This window comes from Acrocarpospora pleiomorpha (assembly GCF_009687885.1).
GTDB lineage: Bacteria > Actinomycetota > Actinomycetes > Streptosporangiales > Streptosporangiaceae > Acrocarpospora > Acrocarpospora pleiomorpha.
Genome location: NZ_BLAF01000005.1, coordinates 147,118 through 166,585, shown reverse-complemented (window position 1 = coordinate 166,585; position 19,468 = coordinate 147,118). Strand labels below are relative to the sequence as shown.

At 69.1% G+C, this 19,468-nt stretch carries 15 protein-coding genes and 1 tRNA gene; 4 read left to right on the top strand and 12 right to left on the bottom strand.

What is annotated here, in order from left to right; translation table 11 throughout:
- The first annotated feature begins 24 nt into the window (after positions 1-24).
- The gene (locus tag Aple_RS03630) at positions 25-405 is read left to right on the top strand and encodes a PaaI family thioesterase (RefSeq protein ID WP_155343117.1); all 381 of its coding nucleotides are present in this window, start codon (positions 25-27) and stop codon (positions 403-405) included.
- A gap of 160 nt (positions 406-565) precedes the next feature.
- Here Aple_RS03630 and Aple_RS03625 read toward each other — a convergent pair whose 3' ends face one another.
- From Aple_RS03625 to Aple_RS03595, 7 genes are all read right to left on the bottom strand, one after another.
- Positions 566-1,300 carry an ABC transporter ATP-binding protein gene (locus Aple_RS03625; protein ID WP_246264119.1) on the bottom strand — a complete coding sequence of 245 codons (735 nt, stop codon included), beginning with the start codon at positions 1,298-1,300 and terminating at the stop codon, positions 566-568.
- A 29-nt stretch (positions 1,301-1,329) separates the two neighbouring features.
- Positions 1,330-2,349, bottom strand: a complete 1,020-nt coding sequence (locus Aple_RS03620; RefSeq protein ID WP_155343003.1) for an ABC transporter ATP-binding protein — start codon at positions 2,347-2,349, stop codon at positions 1,330-1,332.
- On the bottom strand, positions 2,339-3,325 hold the full coding sequence (locus tag Aple_RS03615; protein ID WP_155343002.1) for a branched-chain amino acid ABC transporter permease: 987 nt from the start codon (positions 3,323-3,325) through the stop codon (positions 2,339-2,341). The genes Aple_RS03620 and Aple_RS03615 overlap by 11 nt, the downstream gene beginning before the upstream one ends.
- A gap of 12 nt (positions 3,326-3,337) precedes the next feature.
- Positions 3,338-4,621, bottom strand: a complete 1,284-nt coding sequence (locus Aple_RS03610; protein WP_170321269.1) for a branched-chain amino acid ABC transporter permease — start codon at positions 4,619-4,621, stop codon at positions 3,338-3,340.
- Between the two features lie 166 nt (positions 4,622-4,787).
- Complete coding sequence (locus tag Aple_RS03605; protein ID WP_155343001.1) at positions 4,788-5,198, bottom strand: hypothetical protein; 411 nt, start codon at positions 5,196-5,198, stop codon at positions 4,788-4,790.
- Between the two features lie 82 nt (positions 5,199-5,280).
- On the bottom strand, positions 5,281-6,573 hold the full coding sequence (locus Aple_RS03600; protein ID WP_155343000.1) for an ABC transporter substrate-binding protein: 1,293 nt from the start codon (positions 6,571-6,573) through the stop codon (positions 5,281-5,283).
- A gap of 244 nt (positions 6,574-6,817) precedes the next feature.
- Positions 6,818-7,411: an ANTAR domain-containing response regulator gene (locus Aple_RS03595; protein WP_155342999.1), complete on the bottom strand. Its 594-nt coding sequence runs from the start codon at positions 7,409-7,411 to the stop codon at positions 6,818-6,820.
- A gap of 66 nt (positions 7,412-7,477) precedes the next feature.
- Between Aple_RS03595 and Aple_RS03590 the strand changes: the two genes are divergently transcribed.
- Positions 7,478-7,550: transfer RNA gene (locus Aple_RS03590), tRNA-Leu, on the top strand.
- A 49-nt stretch (positions 7,551-7,599) separates the two neighbouring features.
- Here the strand turns inward: Aple_RS03590 and pyk are convergent.
- Positions 7,600-9,033: a pyruvate kinase gene (gene pyk, locus Aple_RS03585; RefSeq protein WP_155342998.1), complete on the bottom strand. Its 1,434-nt coding sequence runs from the start codon at positions 9,031-9,033 to the stop codon at positions 7,600-7,602.
- 244 nt (positions 9,034-9,277) lie between these two features.
- On the opposite strand from pyk, the gene Aple_RS03580 reads away from it, so the two are divergent.
- Positions 9,278-9,988, top strand: a complete 711-nt coding sequence (locus Aple_RS03580) for a hypothetical protein (RefSeq protein ID WP_155342997.1) — start codon at positions 9,278-9,280, stop codon at positions 9,986-9,988.
- On the opposite strand, the gene Aple_RS03575 is transcribed toward Aple_RS03580, so the two are convergent.
- The 4 genes from Aple_RS03575 to gltB form a co-directional block, all read right to left on the bottom strand.
- Positions 9,955-10,329, bottom strand: a complete 375-nt coding sequence (locus tag Aple_RS03575; protein WP_155342996.1) for a DUF2784 domain-containing protein — start codon at positions 10,327-10,329, stop codon at positions 9,955-9,957. The two genes, Aple_RS03580 and Aple_RS03575, sit on opposite strands and share 34 nt — an antisense overlap.
- Before the next feature lie 47 nt (positions 10,330-10,376).
- Positions 10,377-12,017, bottom strand: a complete 1,641-nt coding sequence (locus Aple_RS03570) for a S8 family peptidase (protein WP_246264088.1) — start codon at positions 12,015-12,017, stop codon at positions 10,377-10,379.
- A 134-nt stretch (positions 12,018-12,151) separates the two neighbouring features.
- Positions 12,152-13,618: a glutamate synthase subunit beta gene (locus tag Aple_RS03565; protein ID WP_155342994.1), complete on the bottom strand. Its 1,467-nt coding sequence runs from the start codon at positions 13,616-13,618 to the stop codon at positions 12,152-12,154.
- Positions 13,619-13,631: 13 nt separating this feature from the next.
- Positions 13,632-18,140, bottom strand: a complete 4,509-nt coding sequence (gene gltB / locus Aple_RS03560) for a glutamate synthase large subunit (RefSeq protein ID WP_155342993.1) — start codon at positions 18,138-18,140, stop codon at positions 13,632-13,634.
- 159 nt (positions 18,141-18,299) lie between these two features.
- On the opposite strand from gltB, the gene Aple_RS03555 reads away from it, so the two are divergent.
- Positions 18,300-19,468: bis-aminopropyl spermidine synthase family protein (locus Aple_RS03555; protein ID WP_155343115.1), on the top strand; the 1,169-nt coding region annotated here is incomplete at its 3' end.

Here is a 19,468-nt window from a genome sequence, read left to right as displayed (position 1 = left end):
TTGACCCAAGAGCTCGTCGCGCTGATGAACGAGGCCGGGAACGGGCACCTGCCCGAGCGCATGGGCATCGAGTTCGTGGAGGCGACCGCGGAGCGCGTGGTGGCCCGGATGCCCGTGCGGGGCAACACCCAGCCGTACGGGCTGCTGCACGGCGGCGCCTCGGTGGTGCTGGCCGAGACGATCGGGTCCACCGCCGCCGCCATGCACGCCGGGACCGGCCGGATCGCGGTCGGCATCGAGATCAGCGCCACCCACCACCGCTCGGCCACCACCGGCCACGTCACCGGCGTCGCCACCCAGCTGCACGGCGGGCGCACGATCGCCACCTACGAGATCGTCATCACCGACGACCAGGGCCGCCGCGTCTGCACCTCCCGCCTGACCTGCATGCTCCGCGACGCCTGAGCTGATTGATCTGAGCAATCTCAGACTCTCTTTGCGCGGCAGCCCCAGGGGTCGCTACCGTTTGACCCTCAGAGAGCCCGTGGGACGGCCGAGTAGACAACGTGCACCGCCGGGGAAGCGGTCGCATGGTCCCAAAGGTCGAACCACGGGCTCTCAGGGTTCAGGCGCGGGCCAGGGTGCCGAGGTAGAGCTCGATCACCTTGGGGTCGTTCATAAGTTCGGCGCCGGTCGCGGTGTAGGCGTTGCGGCCCTGGTCCAGGACGTAGCCGCGGTGGCAGATCTGCAGGCAGCGGCGGGCGTTCTGCTCGACCATGATGACCGTCACGCCGGCCTTGTTGATCTGCTGGGCCTGGATGAACACCAGGTCCTGCAGCTTGGGCGACAGGCCGGCCGACGGCTCGTCCAGCAGCAGCACCGACGGCTCGGTCATCAGCGCCCGGGCCATCGCCACCATCTGCCGCTCGCCGCCGGACAGGGATCCGGCCCGCTGCCTGCGCCGTTCCCGCAGTGCCGGGAAGATCTCGCAGACGAACTCGAAGCGCTCCCGGAACTTCTTGGGCACCTGGAAGGCGCCCATCTCCAGGTTCTCCTCGATGGTCAGGCTGGGGAAGACGTTGTTGGTCTGCGGCACGTACCCGACGCCCCGGGAGACCAGCGCGTGCGCCTTCAGGTTGGTGATCTCCTCGCCCTTCAGCACGACCGTGCCGCTACGCACGTTCACCAGCCCGAACATGGCCTTGAGCAGGGTCGACTTGCCGGCGCCGTTGGGGCCGATGATGCCGACCAGCTCGCCGTCGCCGACGTACAGGTCGGCGCCGTTGAGGATGTTGACGCCCGGCACGTAGCCCGCGTACAGCTCGTCGCAGCGGAGCACGGCGGTGGCCGCGCCGCTCAGATGAGCCGAGCGGTCGGTCTCGGTGGTGCTCACGCGCTGGCCTCCTTCTTCTCCTCGGCGAGCCCGGCGGGCTCGGCAGGCTCGACGGGCTCGACGGGCTCGGCAGAGTCGCCGGGGTCGCCGGGGTCGCCGTCCGCCGCCAGCTCCTCCAGCTCGGCCTCCGCCTCGTGCAGCTGGCGTTCGGCCTCCTCATCCGACAGCGGGGCGTCGTGATGCGCGCCCAGGTAGGCGTCGATCACCCGCGAGTCGGACATGATCGTGTCCGGCGGCCCTTCGGCGATCACCGCGCCCTGCGCCATCACGATGACCCAGTCGCTGATGTCCCGGACCATGTCCATGTCGTGCTCCACGAACAGCACGGTCATGCCCTGGTCGCGGAGGTCCTTGACGTGGCCGAGCAGGGACTGGGTGAGGGCCGGGTTGACGCCCGCCATCGGCTCGTCCAGCATGACCAGCTCCGGCTCGACCATCAGGGCCCTGGCCATCTCCAGCAGCTTGCGCTGGCCGCCGGAGAGCGACCCGGCGAAGTCGTCGCGCTTCTTGTCCAGCTTGAACCGTTCGAGCAGGATCTCCGCGCGCTCGGTGATGGCGTCCTCCTGGCCCTGCCAGATCGAGGAGAAGAACGCCCGGAAGAAGTTCTCGCCCTTCTGTCCCTGCGCGCCGAGCCGCATGTTCTCCAGCACGGTGAGCTTGGACAGCGCCTTGGTGAGCTGGAAGGTGCGGACCATGCCGCGGCGGGCCACCCGGTGCGCGGGCACCCCGTTGAGCCGGGTGCCGTTGAAGGTCCACTCCCCGGCGTCGGCGGTGTCGAAGCCGGTGAGCTGGTTGAAGAAGGTGGTCTTGCCGGCGCCGTTCGGGCCGATCAGGGCGGTGATGGAGCCCCGCTGGATCTCCACGTGGTCCACGTCCACGGCGGTCAGGCCGCCGAACCTGCGGACCACCTTGTCCACCACCAGGATGGGGTCGGGCTTGGGCACTCCGGGCTCGGATTCCAGGCCCGCGAAGGCGGCCTGGGCCTTGGCGCGGAAGCCGGTCGGTTCAGCGTGCATCGAGCGCGATCTCCCTCTTGTCGCCGAAGATGCCCTGCGGCCGGAACACCAGCAGCAGGATCAGGCCGAGGCCGACGAGCATGAAGCGCACGGGGCCGACCTGGGTGGTGGTCATGAAGGTGATGTAACCGGCACTGACCGCCTCGCTGAGGGTGTTGCCGATGAGCACGAGCAGGACCCAGAAGATCGACGCGCCCAGCACCGGGCCGAACACCCGGGCCGCGCCGCCCAGGATCACGATGGTGTACGCGTAGAACGTCAGCTCGGTGCCGAACACGTCGGGCTGCACCGAGGCGAAGGCCAACGCGTACACGTAGCCGCCGAAGCTGCCCACCACGCCGCCCAGGATCAGGGCCTGCATCTTGTACGAGAAGACGTTCTTGCCGAGGCTGCGCACGGCGTCCTCGTCCTCCCTGATGGCCTTCAGCACGCGGCCCCACGGGCTCCGCATGAGCAGGTAGATGGCCAGGCAGGAGATGCCGACGAGGGCCCAGCCGACGACCAGCACCCAGAGCACCCGGTCGGTGAACCCGACCGGGCCGATCTCGTAGTCGCCGGGCGGGAAGGGGTTCATGTCGTAGAAGGTGCTGGAGAAGGCGCGGCGGCCGTCCGAGCCGCCGAAGACGTCCTTGAACGCCACCGAGCGGAAGATCAGCCGGATGATCTCGGCGGCCGCGATGGTCACGATGGCCAGGTAGTCGGCCCGGAGTTTCAGCGTGGGCACGCCGAGCAGGAACGCGAAGATCACCACGCTGACCAGGCCGACCACGATGCCGAGCCAGAACGGCAGGCCGAAGGTGGAGACGATCACCGCCAGGCCGTACCCGGCGACGCCGAGGAAGGCCGCCTGGCCGAAGTTGAGCAGCCCGCTGTAGCCGAACTGGATGTTCACCCCGAGGGCGGCCAGCGCGTAGACGACCGTCTCGACGCCGACGGCGGCTTCGACGGTGGTGACGAAGATTGTGAGCCAGTCCACGAACGTCCCCCCTTAACCGATCCGCTCGCGGCGGCCGAGAATGCCCTGCGGCCGGAGCAGCAGGACGATGATGAGCACGGCCAGCGCGCCGACGCTCTTCAGCTCCGGCGGCACCCAGAGCGTGGAGACCTGGATGAACAGGCCGACGACCAGGGAGCCGACCAGGGCGCCGAACGCGGTGCCGAGCCCGCCCAGGGTGACCCCGGCGAAGATCAGCAGCAGCATGTCCTGGCCCATCTGGAACTGCACGTTCTGGGAGAGCCCGAGCATGACCCCGGCCAGGGCCGCGACGGCGCCGCCGGCGGTCCAGATGATCCGGATGACCCGGTCCACGTTGATGCCGGAGGAGGCGGCCAGGGCCGGGTTGTCGGCGACCGCGCGGGCCGCCTTGCCCGTCCTGGTCTTCAGCAGCGCCAGCCCGGCGATGACCAGGACGGCGAGCTCGATGCCCATCGCGATGAAGTTCTTGGGGGCGGCCGAGATCGGGCCGACCTCGATGCCGGGCTGGCCCGCGTACTCGTTGTACGGCAGGCTCTGCGGCCCGAAGAAGAACAGGATCGCGTAACGCAGGAACAACGCGACACCGATCGAGATGATCATCATGCCGATCAGGCCGGTGCCCCGCCCGCGCAGCACCCCCCAGAAGTAACGATCCTGGAGATAGCCAAACAACCCGCCCAGCAGGACCGCCGCGACTCCGGCGACGATCACCGGCAGCCCGACCACGCTGCTGAAGAAGTAGGTGAACACGGCGCCGAGGGTGACCAGCTCGCCGTGGGAGAAGTTGGTCAGGCCGGTGGTGCCGAAGATCAGCGACAGGCCCATGGCGGCCAGCGCGATGATCAGGCCGAGGTTGAAGCCCTCGAAGGTGAGCTGCGCGACCCGGCTCCACCAGCGGCTCTCCGCGCTCGACTCCGGCTCCTCACCGGGCGCGCCCGCGCCGTCGGCGGCCACCAGGGCGAACAGCACGGTCGAGACGTTCCCCGCGAACACGTTCGGGGTTCTGGTGACGTTGCCGCCGCGCACCTGCGCGTTGGGCGGCAGGGTGCCGGCGTCCAGCTTGACGGTGTACTTGCCCGCCGCGGGGACGGGGACCTCCCACGCGCCCTTGGCATCGCTGGTCACCTCGGCGACCGGCGCGCCGGACTCGGTGGTGACCGTTATCTTCACGCCGTTCACCGGCTGGCCTTGGAACGTGAGTGTGCCTCTCAGCCCCTCACCCTCGGCCCAGGCGGCGCCCGCCCCAGCCGAGAGAACGAGGATGAGGCCACCCAGGAAGGCCGTGAACGCTATCACGGCTCTACGCAATGGAGCTCCCTCAGTAGGTCATGGTGAGGTTGTGCCTCGCCCATCCCGAACACGCGAAACGCAATGAGTGTGCAATGCGCTGGCGGGAGCATAGTCCCACGTCGCCGCGCTAACGCCTTTTCGTCATCAATAAGTAACCAGCTTGTTTGTTTACCTAGGAAGCGCACCCGCTGACGACGGAATCAGCGGCGGGGCGGTACTCCTTGAGGAGCTTCACCTGCTGGTCGCGGGGCAGGCGGCCGTCGGACAGGGCCTTGGTGGTACGGGTGACGGTTTCGACCGGAACCGCCAGGTCGGCGGGCATGGCCGGGCCGTACGTGAGGATGATGCCCTGGAGTTCGGCCAGGCGGCCGATGACGGCGTCCTCGAAGTTCTGATCGTCCTCCTGGCCGGCCGGGGACAGCAGCAGGCCCGCGTAGCCGATGGCGGAGACGATGCGGGCGCAGGGGTCGTCATCGGGGTCGCCGCCGGTGGCGAATCTGGTCGCGGGGGCCTGCTGGGTGCAGGCGGCGAGGGTGGCCAGGGCCGACACCAGGGCGATCAGGGCCCTATTGCGTGCTTTCACACCGAGAATCCTTGTGGATGTGCCCAGATACGACAAGGGCCGCCGAACCCCCGGGGGCTCGGCGGCCGTAACCCGTGGGGTCCTAGCCGGCGATGTTGCCGGTGCGGTACTCCAGGGCCTTGGTGTCGTAGGTGTTGTCCTTGCCGTACTGGTAGATGCCGATCGTGGCGACGGCCGGGTCACCGGCGTCGTTGAACTCGACCGGACCGCTGACGCCGTCGTAGTCGATGTCCGTGCCGGCCTTCAGCAGGTCGACGCAGCTCTTGAAGTCCGAGCACTTCGTGCCGCCCTTGCTGACCTCGCCCAGCTTGGCGGCGATGTCCACGCCCGCGTCGCTCTTGGCGGCCTCGGCGGCCAGCGCGATCAGGTTGGTGGCGTCGTAGGACTCGGCGGAGTAGCTGAAGTCGGTCAGCGCGGGGTTGATCGCCTTGAGCTTGGCCTGGAAGGCGTCCGGGGCGGCCGCGCCGGGCAGGGTGGCCTTGACGCCGTCCATGGTGCCCTTGGGGAACTCGAGGAAGTTCTCGTTGGAGAGGTTTCCGTCGACCAGGTACCACTTGTGCTTGTCGGTGGTCAGACCCTGCTTGATCAGCTCCTGCATGACCTTGACGGTCTCGGCGAAGCCGATGAGCACGATGCCCTTGGGGTTGGCGGCCTTGAGCTTGGCCACGTCCGCCGAGAAGTCGGTCGCCTTGGGGTCGTAGATGATCTTCTCGACCACTTCGCCGCCGCCGTTGGTGACGGCCTTCTCGGTGTTGTCGGCCAGGCCGGTGCCGTACGCGTCCTGCAGGGCCAGGATGCCCACGGTGTCGTTGCCGTCGGAGACGACCAGGTCGCCCAGGACGCGGCCCTGGAGCACGTCCGGCGGGGCGGTGCGGAAGTACAGGCCCTTGTCGGCGTAAGTGGTCAGTTCGTCAGAGGTGTTGGCCGGCGAGAAGTGCACGACGCCCGCACCTGTGATCTTGTCGATGACCGACAACGAGACACCCGAGGAGGCGGCGCCCACGATGGCGTCGGTGTTCTGGGCCAGCAGCTTGTCCACCGACTGCGACGCGATGTTGGTCGAGGTGTCGCCGGAGTCGGTGTGGTTCTTGACAACCGGCTTGCCGAGCACGCCACCGGCCGCGTTGATCTCCTCAACGGCAAGATCGACACCGGCGAACTCAGGCGGGCCCAGGATCGCGAGGCTGCCCGTCTGCGGCAGCAGGGTGCCGATGGTGAGCACACCGTCGCCCTTCGCTGCGGCGGGCGCGGACGAAGCGGCCGGTGCCGAGGTCGCCGGCGTCGCGGTCTCCTCGCCACCACCACAGGCCGTCAGGGCGAGGCTGGCCGCCGTGGCGACCGCCAGCGCGCGCCCGAGGGGGGCAATGCGGATCATGAAGTGTCTCCTTCATCCATGCCCGGGACACGCCAGAGGGGTCGGCGTGAACCCGATCGAATGCGGAAAACGTACATAACACCGCACTACTCTGACCAGGAATGCATCAGAACTGACGGCACTTGGATGCGGAGTCGTAATAAGTCCTCAACCTAGCCCGGCGATGCCGTTGACCTGGAACGTCGCGACGAAAGGGGCGAAAGCCGCAAGATCGCCCATGCGCCCTGTTCATGACCATCCCAGGTCAGGACGGCCCCGCCGCCTCCGTCACCACCGCCTGGGCCACCTGGCGCATGCTCAGCCGCCGGTCCATGGAGGCCTTCTGGATCCACCGGAACGCCTGCGGCTCGGTCCAGCCGTGCTGCGCCATCAGCAGGCCCTTGGCCCGCTCGACCAGCTTGCGCGTCTCCAGCCGCTCGGAGAGGGTGGTGACCTCCTTCTCCAGGGCCGCGATCTCCTCGTGCCTGCTGACCGCCATCTCGATGGCCGGAACCAGGTCGCCCTTGGTGAACGGCTTCACCAGATAGGCCATCGCGCCCGCGTCCCTGGCCCGCTCGACCAGGTCGCGCTGGGAGAACGCGGTCAGGATCAGGCACGGCGCGATCCGCTCGGACACGATCTGCTCGGCCGCCGAGATCCCGTCCAGGACGGGCATCTTCACATCCAGGATGACCAGGTCGGGGCGGAGCTCGGTGGCGAGCTTGACGGCCGTCTCACCGTCGCCCGCCTCGCCCACGACCGCGTAGCCGTCCTCTTCCAGCATCTCCTTCAGGTCGAGGCGGATCAGTGCCTCATCTTCCGCGATCACCACTCGCCGCTGCGTTCCAGTCACGCACAAGAGGTTACCGACGTCCGCTACATTAGGAACACGCCCGGGGGCTGACATGATCTCGGACGTTGTTCTGCCCTGATATCCCAACGGCAGAGGAAATGGTCTCAAACACCATCTAGTGTGGGTTCGAATCCCACTCAGGGCACGAAAACGGCCCGCCGGGCGGATGCTCGGCGGGCTGTTCCGTTTCCGGATCAGGCCTGCGGGTGGGCCACCGCGGAGCCGATGGTGTGGACCCGGAGCGCGTTGGTGGAGCCGGGGCTCCCGGGCGGGGAACCGGCCACGATAACGATCTTGTCACCCTTTTCGAACTCGCCGAGGGCGAGCAGCGAGGCCTCCACCTGGCGGACCATGTCGTCGGTGTGGTGCACGAACGGGACCTGGAAGGTCTGCACGCCCCAGGTGAGGGCCAGCTGGCCGCGGATCTGAGGGTTGGAGGTGAAGGCGATCAGCGGGATCGGGGAACGATAGCGGGCCAGGCGGCGGGCGGTCTCGCCGGACATGGTGAAGGCGACCAGGGCCTTCGCGCCGACGATGGCGCCCACCTCGGCGGCCGCGCGGGCGATGGCGCCGCCGGTGGTCTCGGGGCGGCGGTCCAGGTTGTGGGTGGCGTGCAGGGTGGCGCCCTCGGCGGCGGTGGCGATCTTCGCCATGGTGGCGACCGAGTCGATCGGGTAGCTGCCGACCGAGGTCTCGCCGGAGAGCATGACCGCGTCCGCGCCGTCCATCACCGCGTAGGCCACGTCGGAGGCCTCGGCGCGGGTGGGGCGGGGGGCGTTCATCATCGAGTCGAGCATCTGGGTGGCCACGATCACCGGGTGCGCCTTCTCCCGGCACAGCTCGATGATCCGGCGCTGCACGATGGGCACCTGCTCGAGCGGGAGCTCCACGCCGAGGTCGCCGCGGGCCACCATGACGCCGTCGAAGGCGTCGATGATCTCCTCCAGGCAGTCCACCGCCTGCGGCTTCTCCACCTTGGCGAGCAGCGGGAGGCGGACCCCCTCCTCGTCCATGATCTTGTGCACGATCATGGCGTCCTCGGCGGAGCGCACGAAGGACAGGGCGATCATGTCGAAGCCGGTGCGCAGGGCCCAGCGCAGGTCCGTCTCGTCCTTCTCGGTGAGGGCGGGGGCGCTGACCGCGACGCCGGGCAGGTTGAGGCCCTTGTTGTCGGAGATCATGCCGCCGACCACCACCCGGGTGGTCACCCGCGGCCCTTCGACCGCCGTCACCTCCAGGTTGAGGCGGCCGTCGTCGACCAGGATGGTGTCCCCTGGGCTGACGTCTCCGGGCAGGCCCTGGTAGGTCGTGGAGACCATGTCGCGATCACCGGGCACGTCCTCGGTGGTGATCGTCAGCACGTCGCCGACGCCGAGCCGCACCGGGCCGGAGGCGAACTTGCCCACGCGGATTTTGGGGCCCTGCAGGTCGGCGAGGACGCCGACGGCGCGGCCGCAGTCGGCGGCCGCTTCACGCACCCGGTCGAGGATCTCCTGGTGCAGTTCATGACTGCCGTGGGAGAGGTTGAATCGCGCCACGTCCATGCCCGCCGCGATCAGTTCGCGGAGGCGCTCCGGAGAGGAGGTGGCGGGACCGAGGGTACAAACGATCTTTGCTCGACGACTCACGAGTCCTAGCCTAATTGGTCCAGACCACTTGATAGTGACGGCTTCCATTGCTGTGGCCTAATTGTCAGTGACTTCACGCGATCGCTAAGGTGTCCTAGCCTTACCCGCTATGGGGCATTTCTGGAGGTTAGCTGCCGTCTCAACGCTGTTGAGCGTCATCGCGTGCGGTGGACAGGCTACCGAATCAACCGAGCCCCCAACCGGTGTTTCGGTTTCGTTGCAGCAGTTACGTTCTGATGTCCCCGTGCACCGGATGCGGGTGGCGGTCACCAACACGACCACGACACCGGTCTATTTCAGCGAACTCCAGGTCCTGTCCGACTCCTTCGAGACTATGCCCCCCAAACGGGTGGACATGGCGCTCACCCGTACGCTCCGGACGGATTTCCCCATCCCGTACGGCCCCGCGCGCTGCCACCCCACGACCATCCCCGCGCCGAAGCCCGCGGTGATCGTGGCCAGGCTCCGGGTGGGAGACGAGCCGCTGCGCGAGGTCAGGTACCCGATCCCGGCCACCGATCCCCTGCTGGCCCGCCTGGTGAAGTCCGAGTGCGCCCAGTTCATCCTGAAGCAGGCGATCGACGTGTCCTTCGGGTCCGACTGGACCCGGGAGGGGGACTCCCTGCGCGGGGTTCTCACCGTGGTCAGGAAGAGCGGCGAACCGGTCACCATCGACGACGTGGGCGCGACCACGCATTTCGACCTGAAGCCGGAGTCCGGCCGGCGCAAGCCGATCGCCGTCCTGTCGGGGGCGAGCCTGGAGATTCCCGTGCTGGTCACCTCGTCGCGGTGTGATCCGCACGCGTTCGCCGAGGCCAAGCAGGCGTATCTGTTCCCGCTCTGGGGCACCCCGCCGGGGATCGGGGAGACGTACACGATGGAGGTCGTGCCGCCGAAGGCGGTGCAGCAGCGGTTCTGGGACTACGCGGTGGATCTGTGCGACCTGCCGAGCTGAGCCCGGAGCGCGCCCGTCCAAGAGATCAGGATGGCGGCGATGACGATCCAGCGGACCAGCCAGACATACTGGGCCGGGTAGACGACCCCTTCGATGTAGGTGTCGATGAAGCCGCCCGGTTTCAGGCCGCCCGCTCCGGCCTGGGCGCGGCCCCAGTTCTCCAGCGCGGTGAGCGGGCATTCCACCAGGCCGGTGAGCTGGATCAGGCCCCAGCCGGCGAAGCCCAGATGGGGCCAGATCAGGCGTGGCCAGCGCCAGGCGAGGAATCCGCCCAGGGCGATGTAGCCGATCACGATGAAGTGCACGACCATCGTGACTTCCCAGACAGCCCGATACATCATGCTTCCACGGTAAGCCGGGCGGATCCCCGGGGGATCCGCCCGCCTACTCAGGCGTCCTTAGGTAGCGTGACCGCCCGGAACGCGTTGACCACCCCATGCCCGAAGAACCCGTTCTTGGCCGGGGTCCCCTCACAGACCTGCACGTCCTTCGCCGAATACCGGTACGCCCGGGGCGTCGGGCACGATCTGCGCGACGCGGTGGAGTACAGCAGCCGTTCGGCGGTCGCCGGATTCAGGTGGAGCCCGCCCTTGCCGGGCCGCCCATGCCGGGCGACCAGCAGCGCCACCACGCCGGTGGCGTGCGGCGCCGCCATCGACGTGCCCTCCAGATACTGGTAGTACGCGCACTTCCCGCCCGCGCAGCTCCTGATCACCGAGGAGGTCATCGGCCGCCCCCGCTTGTCGATCAGTTCCTGGGCGCGCAGCGCCTTGGCGGGCGCGGCGGCCAGGATCTCGCGGGCCGGGCCCTTGAGCCTGGTGGCCGGGTCGGCCAGGTCGCCGCCGGGCGCGGACACGTCGGCCTGCTCGACGCCGTAGTCGGAGTAGATCGCCTTACGCCCGCTCGGGCCGACCGCGGTGACCGAGATGACGCCGTCCAGCTCGGTGGGCACGTTCAGGCAGGAGTTGTCCACCTTGCGCTCGCGCTCGGCGCCGATCGGGTAGTCGGGGCTGGTCACGTCCACCGTGATCTTGCCCAGGTCGAGGGCGCTGTTGCCGATCGCCGAGACCAGCGTCACGCCGTGCGAGCGGGCGTAGGCGATCGCCCGCTTCATGCCCTCCAGGATGCCCCGCTGCTCCTGCTGCTCGGCCGGGCTGTCCTCGGGGTTGGCGGCGCAGTTGAACATCCACGGGTCGACGTAGAAGGACATGTTGACCACGTCGATGCCCTTGTCGCCCGCGTAGGTGAGGGCGTCCATGGTCGGCTTGAGGAAGAAGAAGCCCGCGTCGTGGCCGGCCCGCAGGTTGACCAGGGACACGCCGGGGGCGACCCCGCCGATGCCCACGCCGTTCAGCGGGGAGCCGATCGTGCTGGCCACGTGCGTGCCGTGGCCGTCGTCGTCCACGTCGGCGGGGTCCTTGCAGCTCTTGTACTCGCAGGGGCCGTCGAAGGTCTTGCCGTTGGGGTCCTTGGGGCGGTCGGTGACGAAGTTGCGGCTGAGCTTGCGGTTGAAGTTGGGGGCGATGTCGGGGTGCTTGCCGTCGATGCCGGTGTCGATCACGCCGACCAGGACCTTGTGGCTGCCGCGCTGCTTGGCGTACGACCCGGTGGGGGTGGCGCCGATCATCCGCATGTCCCACTGGCGGGAGGCCAGGGGTTCCCCGGCGGCCTTCTTGACGGCCGGGGGCTGCTTGGCGGTCGCGGGTGGCGGGTCGCCGTCCCAGCGGGCCCGGGTGGTCGCGCCGATCTTGCGGTCCCTGGCGACGGCGGCGACGGCCGGGCTGGCGCCCACGCGGGCGGGCGCGGCGGTCGTGGCGAGCAGGTAACCGAGCCTGGGCTCCTCGCCGATCACCGCCCCGCCGCTGGCCGCCACCGCCCGGGCGGCGTCGTCCCGCTGGCCGGGAAGGTAGAAGACGAGGTACTCCCCCGGCGGGTCCGCTGTCGCCGATGCCCCGGCGAAAACCGTGCCCAGCAGTGCCGCTGATATCCCGAGCGCCAGAAACCGGGCTGCCCGCCGCTGCTTGCTCAACAATCCTCCTCGCACAGGAATATGATCATTCTTCCCGTTGAGGATAATTACAAGCCGATCAGCATATTTACGATATGTGCAAAAATACACACGGCGTCCTGCCATAAAGGCAGGACGCCGTATATATCGGACTATTAAACCAGAGGCCGGGCTGTCGGGGGGATGGCGACCGGCAGGGCGGTCTGGCCGGTCAGGAACTCGTCCACGGCGGCGGCGGCCGAGCGGCCCTCCGCGATCGCCCAGACGATCAGGGACTGCCCGCGTCCCATGTCCCCGGCGGCGAACACCCCGTCCACCCCGGTCTCGTAGGACGTGTTGCGCGCCACGTTGCCGCGCGGGTCGAAGAACTCCCCGGCCGACAGCTCGGCCAGCTCGCTCAGCAGGCCGCCCTTCTCCGGGCCGAGGAAGCCCATCGCCAGCGTGACCAGCTGGGCCGGGATCTCCCGCTCGGTCCCCGGCACCGGCTTGAACCCGGCGGCGGGGCCCTCCACGTCGACCAGCCGCAGCGCGGCCAGCCTGCCCTCGGCGTCCTTGACGAACTCGGTTGTGGACACCGCGTACACCCGGTCGCCGCCCATCTCAGCCAGCTCCTCGTGGGCGCTCTCCATCTTGAACAGCATCGGGAACGTCGGCCACGGCTGCGAGCCCGGCCGGTCGGCGGGCGGCTTCGGCATGATCTCCAGCTGGGTGACGGAGGCCGCGCCCTGCCGGATCGCGGTGCCGATGCAGTCGGCGCCGGTGTCGCCGCCGCCGATCACCACGACGTGCTTGCCCTGCGCCGAGATGCCAGAGTCCCCGAAGCCCTTGTTGGCGGGCGGCAGGTATTCCATCGCCTGGTAGACGCCCTCGGCGTCCCGGCCTGGCACCGGCAGGTCGCGCCACGCGGTCGCGCCGCCGGCCAGCACGATCGCGTCGAACTCGGCCCGCAGCTGGGCGGCCGTGACGTCCACGCCGACGTTCACGCCGGTGCGGAACTCGGTGCCCTCGGCCGCCATCTGCTCGATCCGGCGGTCGATGTTGCGCTTCTCCATCTTGAACTCGGGGATGCCGTACCTGAGCAGGCCGCCGATCGCGTCGGCGCGCTCGAACACCACCACGTCGTGCCCGGCGCGGGTGAGCTGCTGGGCGGCCGCGAGCCCGGCCGGGCCCGAGCCGACCACGGCCACCTTCTTGCCCGTACGGGCCACCGGCGGCTGCGGCGAGACCCACCCTTCCGCGAACGCCCGGTCGATGATCTCCACCTCGACCCGCTTGATCGCGACCGGGTCGGCGTTGATGCCCAGCACGCAGGCCATCTCGCAGGGCGCCGGGCAGAGCCGCCCGGTGAACTCGGGGAAGTTGTTGGTGGCGTGCAGCCGCTCGATCGCCTCCCGCCAGTCGTCCCGGTAGACCAGGTCATTCCACTCCGGGATGAGGTTCCCGAGCGGGCAGCCGTTGTGGCAGAACGGGATGCCGCAGTCCATGCAGCGGGCGGCCTGCCTGGTCAGCTTCTCGGCCGGGAAGTCGTCGTAGACCTCCCGCCAGTCGCGGATCCGGACGTCCACCGGCCTGCGCTGCGGCAGCTCCCGGTCGTGCGTGAGAAACCCCTTCGGGTCAGCCATCGAGTGTCCCCCCTTATCCGTGCGAAGCGGCCATGACGGCCTCGTCGATGTCCCGGCCCTCGGCTTCTGCTTCGGCGCGGGCGCGCAGCACCCGCTTGTAGTCGATGGGCATGATCTTGCCGAACCGGGCCAGCGCGGCGTCCCAGTCGGTGAGCAGCGCCTTGGCCACCGGCGAGCCGGTCTCGGCCAGGTGCTTCTCCACGGTCTCGCGGAGGAAGTCGGAGTCCTCGTCGGTGAGCGCCTCGATCTCCACCATCTCCCGGTTGACCCGGACCGGGTTGAGATCCAGCACGTACGCGATGCCGCCCGACATGCCCGCCGCGAAGTTGCGCCCGGTCGGCCCGAGCACGACCGCCCGCCCGCCGGTCATGTACTCGCAGCCGTGGTCGCCGACGCCCTCCACCACGGCGGTGGCGCCGGAGTTGCGGACGCAGAAGCGTTCCCCGACCACGCCCCGGATGAACGCCTCGCCGGAGGTCGCGCCGTAGAGGCCGACGTTGCCGGAGACGATGTGGCCGTCCAGGTCGTTGGCCGGGCGGACCGCGATCCTGCCGCCGGACAGGCCCTTGCCCAGGTAGTCGTTGGCGTCGCCGGTGAGCCGCAGGGTGATGCCGCGCGGCATGAACGCGCCGAAGGAGTTGCCTGCCGAGCCGGTGAACGACACGTCGATGGTGTTGTCCGGCAGGCCCGCGCCGCCCCACCTGCGGGTGACGTGGTGGCCGAGCATGGTGCCGACGGTCCGGTTCACGTTCCGGATCGGGAGCTCCAGGGTGACCCGCTCGCCGAACTCCAGCGCGCCCTCGGCCAGCTGGATCAGCGTGTTGTCCAGCGCCCGGTCCAGGCCGTGGTCCTGGCCGACGACCTGGTGCAGCGGGGTGCCCGCGGGCAGCTCCGGCTGGTAGAGGATCGGGGTCAGGTCAAGACCGGCCGCCTTCCAGTGGTCCACGGCCGCGTCGGTGTCGAGCAGCTCGGCGTGGCCGATGATCTCGTCCAGCGAGCGGTAGCCCAGCTGGGCCAGGTACTCGCGGACCTCCTGGGCGATGAACTCGAAGAAGTTGACCACGAACTCGGGCTTGCCGGTGAAGCGCTTGCGCAGCTCCGGGTTCTGGGTGGCCACGCCGACCGGGCAGGTGTCCAGGTGGCAGACGCGCATCATGACGCAGCCGGAGACGACCAGGGGGGCGGTGGCGAAGCCGTACTCCTCGGCGCCGAGCAGGGCGGCGACGATGACGTCCCTGCCGGTCTTGAGCTGGCCGTCGGCCTGCACCACGATCCGGTCCCGCAGGCCGTTGAGCAGCAGCGTCTGCTGGGTCTCGGCCAGGCCGAGCTCCCAGGGCGCGCCGGCGTGCTTGAGCGAGGTGAGCGGGGAGGCGCCGGTGCCGCCGTCGTGGCCGGAGATGAGCACCACGTCGGCGTGCGCCTTGGAGACGCCCGCCGCGACCGTGCCGACGCCGACCTCGGAGACCAGCTTGACGTGCACGCGGGCCAGCGGGTTGGAGTTCTTCAGGTCGTGGATGAGCTGGGCCAGGTCCTCGATGGAGTAGATGTCGTGGTGCGGCGGCGGCGAGATGAGGCCGACGCCGGGGGTGGAGTGCCGGGTCTTGGCGATCCACGGGTAGACCTTGTGTCCGGGCAGCTGGCCGCCCTCGCCTGGCTTGGCGCCCTGCGCCATCTTGATCTGCAGGTCGTCGGCGTTGACCAGGTATTCGCTGGTCACGCCGAACCGGCCGGAGGCCACCTGCTTGATCGCCGACCGGCGGGCCGGGTCGCGCAGCCGCTCCGGGTCCTCGCCGCCCTCGCCGGTGTTGGACTTGGCGCCCAGCCGGTTCATGGCGATGGCCAGCGTCTCGTGCGCCTCCATCGAGATCGAGCCGTACGACATCGCGCCGGTGGAGAACCGCCGCACGATGCTCTCGGCGGACTCGACCTCCTCGATCGGCACCGGCGTGCCGGGGCGGAGCTTGAACAGGCCGCGCAGCGTCATCAGCGTCTCGGCCTGGCCGTCGACCAGGGAGGTGTACTCCTTGAAGATCTCGTAGCGCTTGGTCCTGGTGGCGTGCTGCAGCTTGAAGACCGTGGTCGGGTTGAACAGGTGCGGCTCGCCCTCGCGCCGCCACTGGTACTCGCCGCCGACCTCAAGACGCCGGTGCGCGTTCTCCGCCCTCGGGTACGCCTTCAGGTGCCGCTGCTGGGCTTCCCTGGCCAGCACGTCGAAGCCGACGCCGCCCAGCCGGGAGGTGGTGCCGGTGAAACACTCGGCGATCACGTCGGGGCCCAGGCCGAGGGCTTCGAAGATCTGCGCGCCGGTGTAGGAGGCGACCGTGGAGACGCCCATCTTGGACATGACCTTGAGCACGCCCTTGCCGTACGCCTTGATCAGGTTGCGGACGGCCTTGCGCGGGTCGATCGAGAGCATGCCCGTGGCGGTCATGTCCTCGACGGTCTCGATGGCGAGGTACGGGTTGATGGCGCTCGCGCCGTACCCGACCAGGAGAGCCATGTGGTGGCACTCGCGGGCCTCGCCGGTCTCGATCACCAGTCCGACCCGGGTGCGGGACTTCTCCCTGATCAGGTGGTGATGCACCGCGCCGGTGAGCAGCAGCGACGGGATCGGCGCCTTCTCGGCCGAGGAGCCCCGGTCGGACAGGACGATGATCCTGGCCCCGTCCGCGATCGCCCGGGAGACCTCCTCGCGGATCTCCCGCAGCCGCCGCAGCAGCGCGTCCCCGCCGCCGCCCACGTGGAACAGGCCGGAGACCACGTAGGGCTGGAAGCCGGGCAGCGCGCCCTCGTCGTTGATGTGGACGATCTTGGCCAGCTCGTCGTTGTCGATCACCGGGTACGGCAGGACCAGGCGGCGGCAGGACGCCGCCCCCGGCTCCAGCAGGTTGCCCTCTGGCCCGATCGTGGACTGCAGGGAGGTGACCAGCTCCTCCCGGATGGCGTCCAGCGGCGGGTTGGTGACCTGGGCGAACAGCTGGCTGAAGTAGTCGAACAGCAGCCGCGGCTTCTCGCTCAGCACCGCGACCGGCGAGTCGGTGCCCATCGAGCCGAGCGGCTCGCCCCCGGTGACCGCCATCGGGGTGAGGATGATCCGCAGCTCCTCCTCGGTGTAGCCGAAGGTCTGCTGCCGCTTCACCAGCGCCTCGTGGGTGGGGTGCTCGTGCTCGCGCTCGGGCAGCTCCTCGAAGCGCACCAGACCGGCGTGCAGCCACTCCCCGTACGGCTCGGCGGCGGCCAGCTCGGCCTTGATCTCGTCGTCCTCGATGATCCGGCCGCGCGCGGTGTCGACCAGGAACATCTTGCCGGGCTGCAGGCGGCCCTTGCGGATCACCCGCTCCGGCTCGATGTCGGCGAGCACGCCCGCCTCGGAGGCGAGCACGACCAGGCCGTCGTCGGTGACGTAGAACCGGCCCGGGCGCAGGCCGTTGCGGTCCAGGACCGCCCCGACCAGGGTGCCGTCGGAGAAGGAGATCGAGGCGGGGCCGTCCCAGGCCTCCATGAGGGTGGAGTGGAACTCGTAGAAGGCGCGCCGCGCCGGGTCCATCTCGGTGTGGTTCTCCCACGCCTCCGGGATCATCATCAGCACCGCGTGCGGCAGCGACCGGCCGCCCAGGTGCAGCAGCTCCAGCGTCTCGTCGAAGGAGGCGGTGTCGGAGGCGTCCGGGTCGCAGATCGGGAACAGCCGCTCCAGGTCGCCGGGGATGAGCCCGGTGCCGAGCATGGCCTCCCGCGCCCGCATCCAGTTGCGGTTGCCCTTGACCGTGTTGATCTCCCCGTTGTGCGCGATGTAGCGGTACGGGTGGGACAGCGGCCAGGACGGGAAGGTGTTGGTGGAGAACCGGGAGTGCACCAGCGCGATCGCGGTGACGTACCGCTCGTCGGACAGGTCGGGGAAGAACGGCTCGACCTGCTGCGGGGTGAGCATGCCCTTGTAGACCACGGTCCGGCAGGAGAGCGAGGCGAAGTAGACGTCCACCTCGTGCTCGGCCCGCTTGCGGAACGCGAACGCGGCCCGGTCCAGCTCGATCCCGGACAGCTCGCCGGAGCTGACGAACAGCTGGCGGAACGACGGCATCACGGCGCGGGCGCTCGGCCCGGCGTGCGCGGTGCCCACCGGGACCTCGCGCCAGCCGAGCACGGTGATGTTCTCCTCGGCCGCGATCTCCTCGATCATGCCCATGGCGACCGCGCGAGCCTGCTCGTCGTGCGGCAGGAAGGCGATCCCGGCCGCGTACGCCCCCGCTTCGGGCAGCGCGAACGGGGTGACGGCCCGGTAGAGCGCGTCCGGGATCTGCGTCAGGATGCCGGCGCCGTCTCCGGTCTCCGGTTCGCTCCCCCGCGCACCCCGGTGATCGAGGTTGATGAGCGCGGTCAGGGCCTTCGCGACAATGTCATAGCTGCGGCGGCCGTTCACGTCGGCAACCATCGCGACGCCACAGGCGTCGTGCTCGTTCGCAGGGTCGTAAAGGCCCTGAGGCTCGGGAAAGCCCCCAGGGCGGCCAAGGCGGGCAGCAGGCATGTAATCACTCCCGTCGTCATCTTCTGCGTGGAGACAGAGGGACGACGCTGGCCCTGCTGCAGTTGTGGTGTGTAGAGATTACCCCACCGTGTGCGAATGGTCCCGCCTGGGCGTTCGGAGGACGAGTTCGGGCGGTGGCGCGCCGATAGGGTTTCAGTTATGACTATCGACGAGCTGTTCGCACAGGCCGGAGTGGATGGCAGGCGGCTCCGTAGGGCGGTCGCCCTCCTCGCGGATGGGCGCTGGTGGTCACTCGCCGATCTGGTCCGGGAGACCGCCACGTCGCGGCGGACCATCGAGGCGCTGCTCCGCGAACTCCCCCTTGAGCATCGCGGCGAACGCGTCCGAATCCCAGCTGATCAGGCTAAACACTACAACACTGGCACTGAATCCAATATTTCGGACCCTGTGTCTCACCTTATGGACATATATGGGGATACGGTGGCCCGAATCGGGGAGCTGATCGCCAAGGCGCCGCGGGGGCGGCACACGCTCGATCACGTGGCGGCCACGGCGGACACGGTGGTGCGGCGGGCCTTGCTGCTCGGGGAGCGGTTCTGGCTGCCCGGGGCGCGGGTATTGTGTGTCGGAGATCACGATCTGACCTCGCTGGCGGTGCGGATGATCCATCCGGAGGCCGAGGTGGCGGTGGCCGACATCGACGAGCGGATCCTTGAGTATCTGGATGCCCAGGAGCTGGGGGTTCGAACATTCTGGGCTGATCTGCGGCTGGGGTTGCCGCCGTCGGCGCGGGGGTGGGCGGATCTGGCGATCACCGATCCGCCGTACACGCCGGAGGGGGTGGGGTTGTTCGTGGCGCGCGCGGCCGAAGGGCTGCGGGATCGTGATCAGGGGCGGATCCTGCTGGCGTATGGGGCTTCTGAGCGCACGCCGATGCTGGCGTTGAAGGTGCAGAGCGCGCTTTCTGATCTCAATCTTCTGACTGAGGCGATATTTCCGGATTTCAATAGGTATCACGGGGCGGAGGCGATCGGCAGCGCGGCGGATCTCTACGTGTTGCGGCCGACCACGAAGACCTGGCCCTCGGTGGCGTCCCGGGTGGACAAACTGGCCACCGCGATCTACACGCAGGGCCCGCAGTCGGTGGAGTCCGCGCGAGCCAAGGAAGATCTGCCGGGTCTTGCCGGAATCGAGGCGTTCGCTCCCGGACTGCTGGTCGGGGACTGGCCCCGCGACCTGCTGCCCAAACTCCCCCGGGTCCGCCTGTCGACCTGGCTGGCCAAGCCCTACGCCGCCGACCCCGACAGGGTCGCGATCGCCGTCCCCCCAGGCCTGGAAGCCGCACTACCCCGCGTGCTCCTCGCCTC

Excerpts from the sequence above, each read along its gene's own strand:
- Aple_RS03630 (WP_155343117.1), top strand. The coding sequence starts at position 25 with ATGAACGAGGCCGGGAACGGGCACCTGCCCGAGCGCATGGGCATCGAG.
- Aple_RS03620 (WP_155343003.1), bottom strand. The coding sequence starts at position 2,349 with ATGCACGCTGAACCGACCGGCTTCCGCGCCAAGGCCCAGGCCGCCTTC.
- Aple_RS03600 (WP_155343000.1), bottom strand. The coding sequence starts at position 6,573 with ATGATCCGCATTGCCCCCCTCGGGCGCGCGCTGGCGGTCGCCACGGCG.
- Aple_RS03575 (WP_155342996.1), bottom strand. The coding sequence starts at position 10,329 with ATGATGTATCGGGCTGTCTGGGAAGTCACGATGGTCGTGCACTTCATC.
- Aple_RS03565 (WP_155342994.1), bottom strand. The coding sequence starts at position 13,618 with ATGGCTGACCCGAAGGGGTTTCTCACGCACGACCGGGAGCTGCCGCAG.
- gltB (WP_155342993.1), bottom strand. The coding sequence starts at position 18,140 with ATGCCTGCTGCCCGCCTTGGCCGCCCTGGGGGCTTTCCCGAGCCTCAG.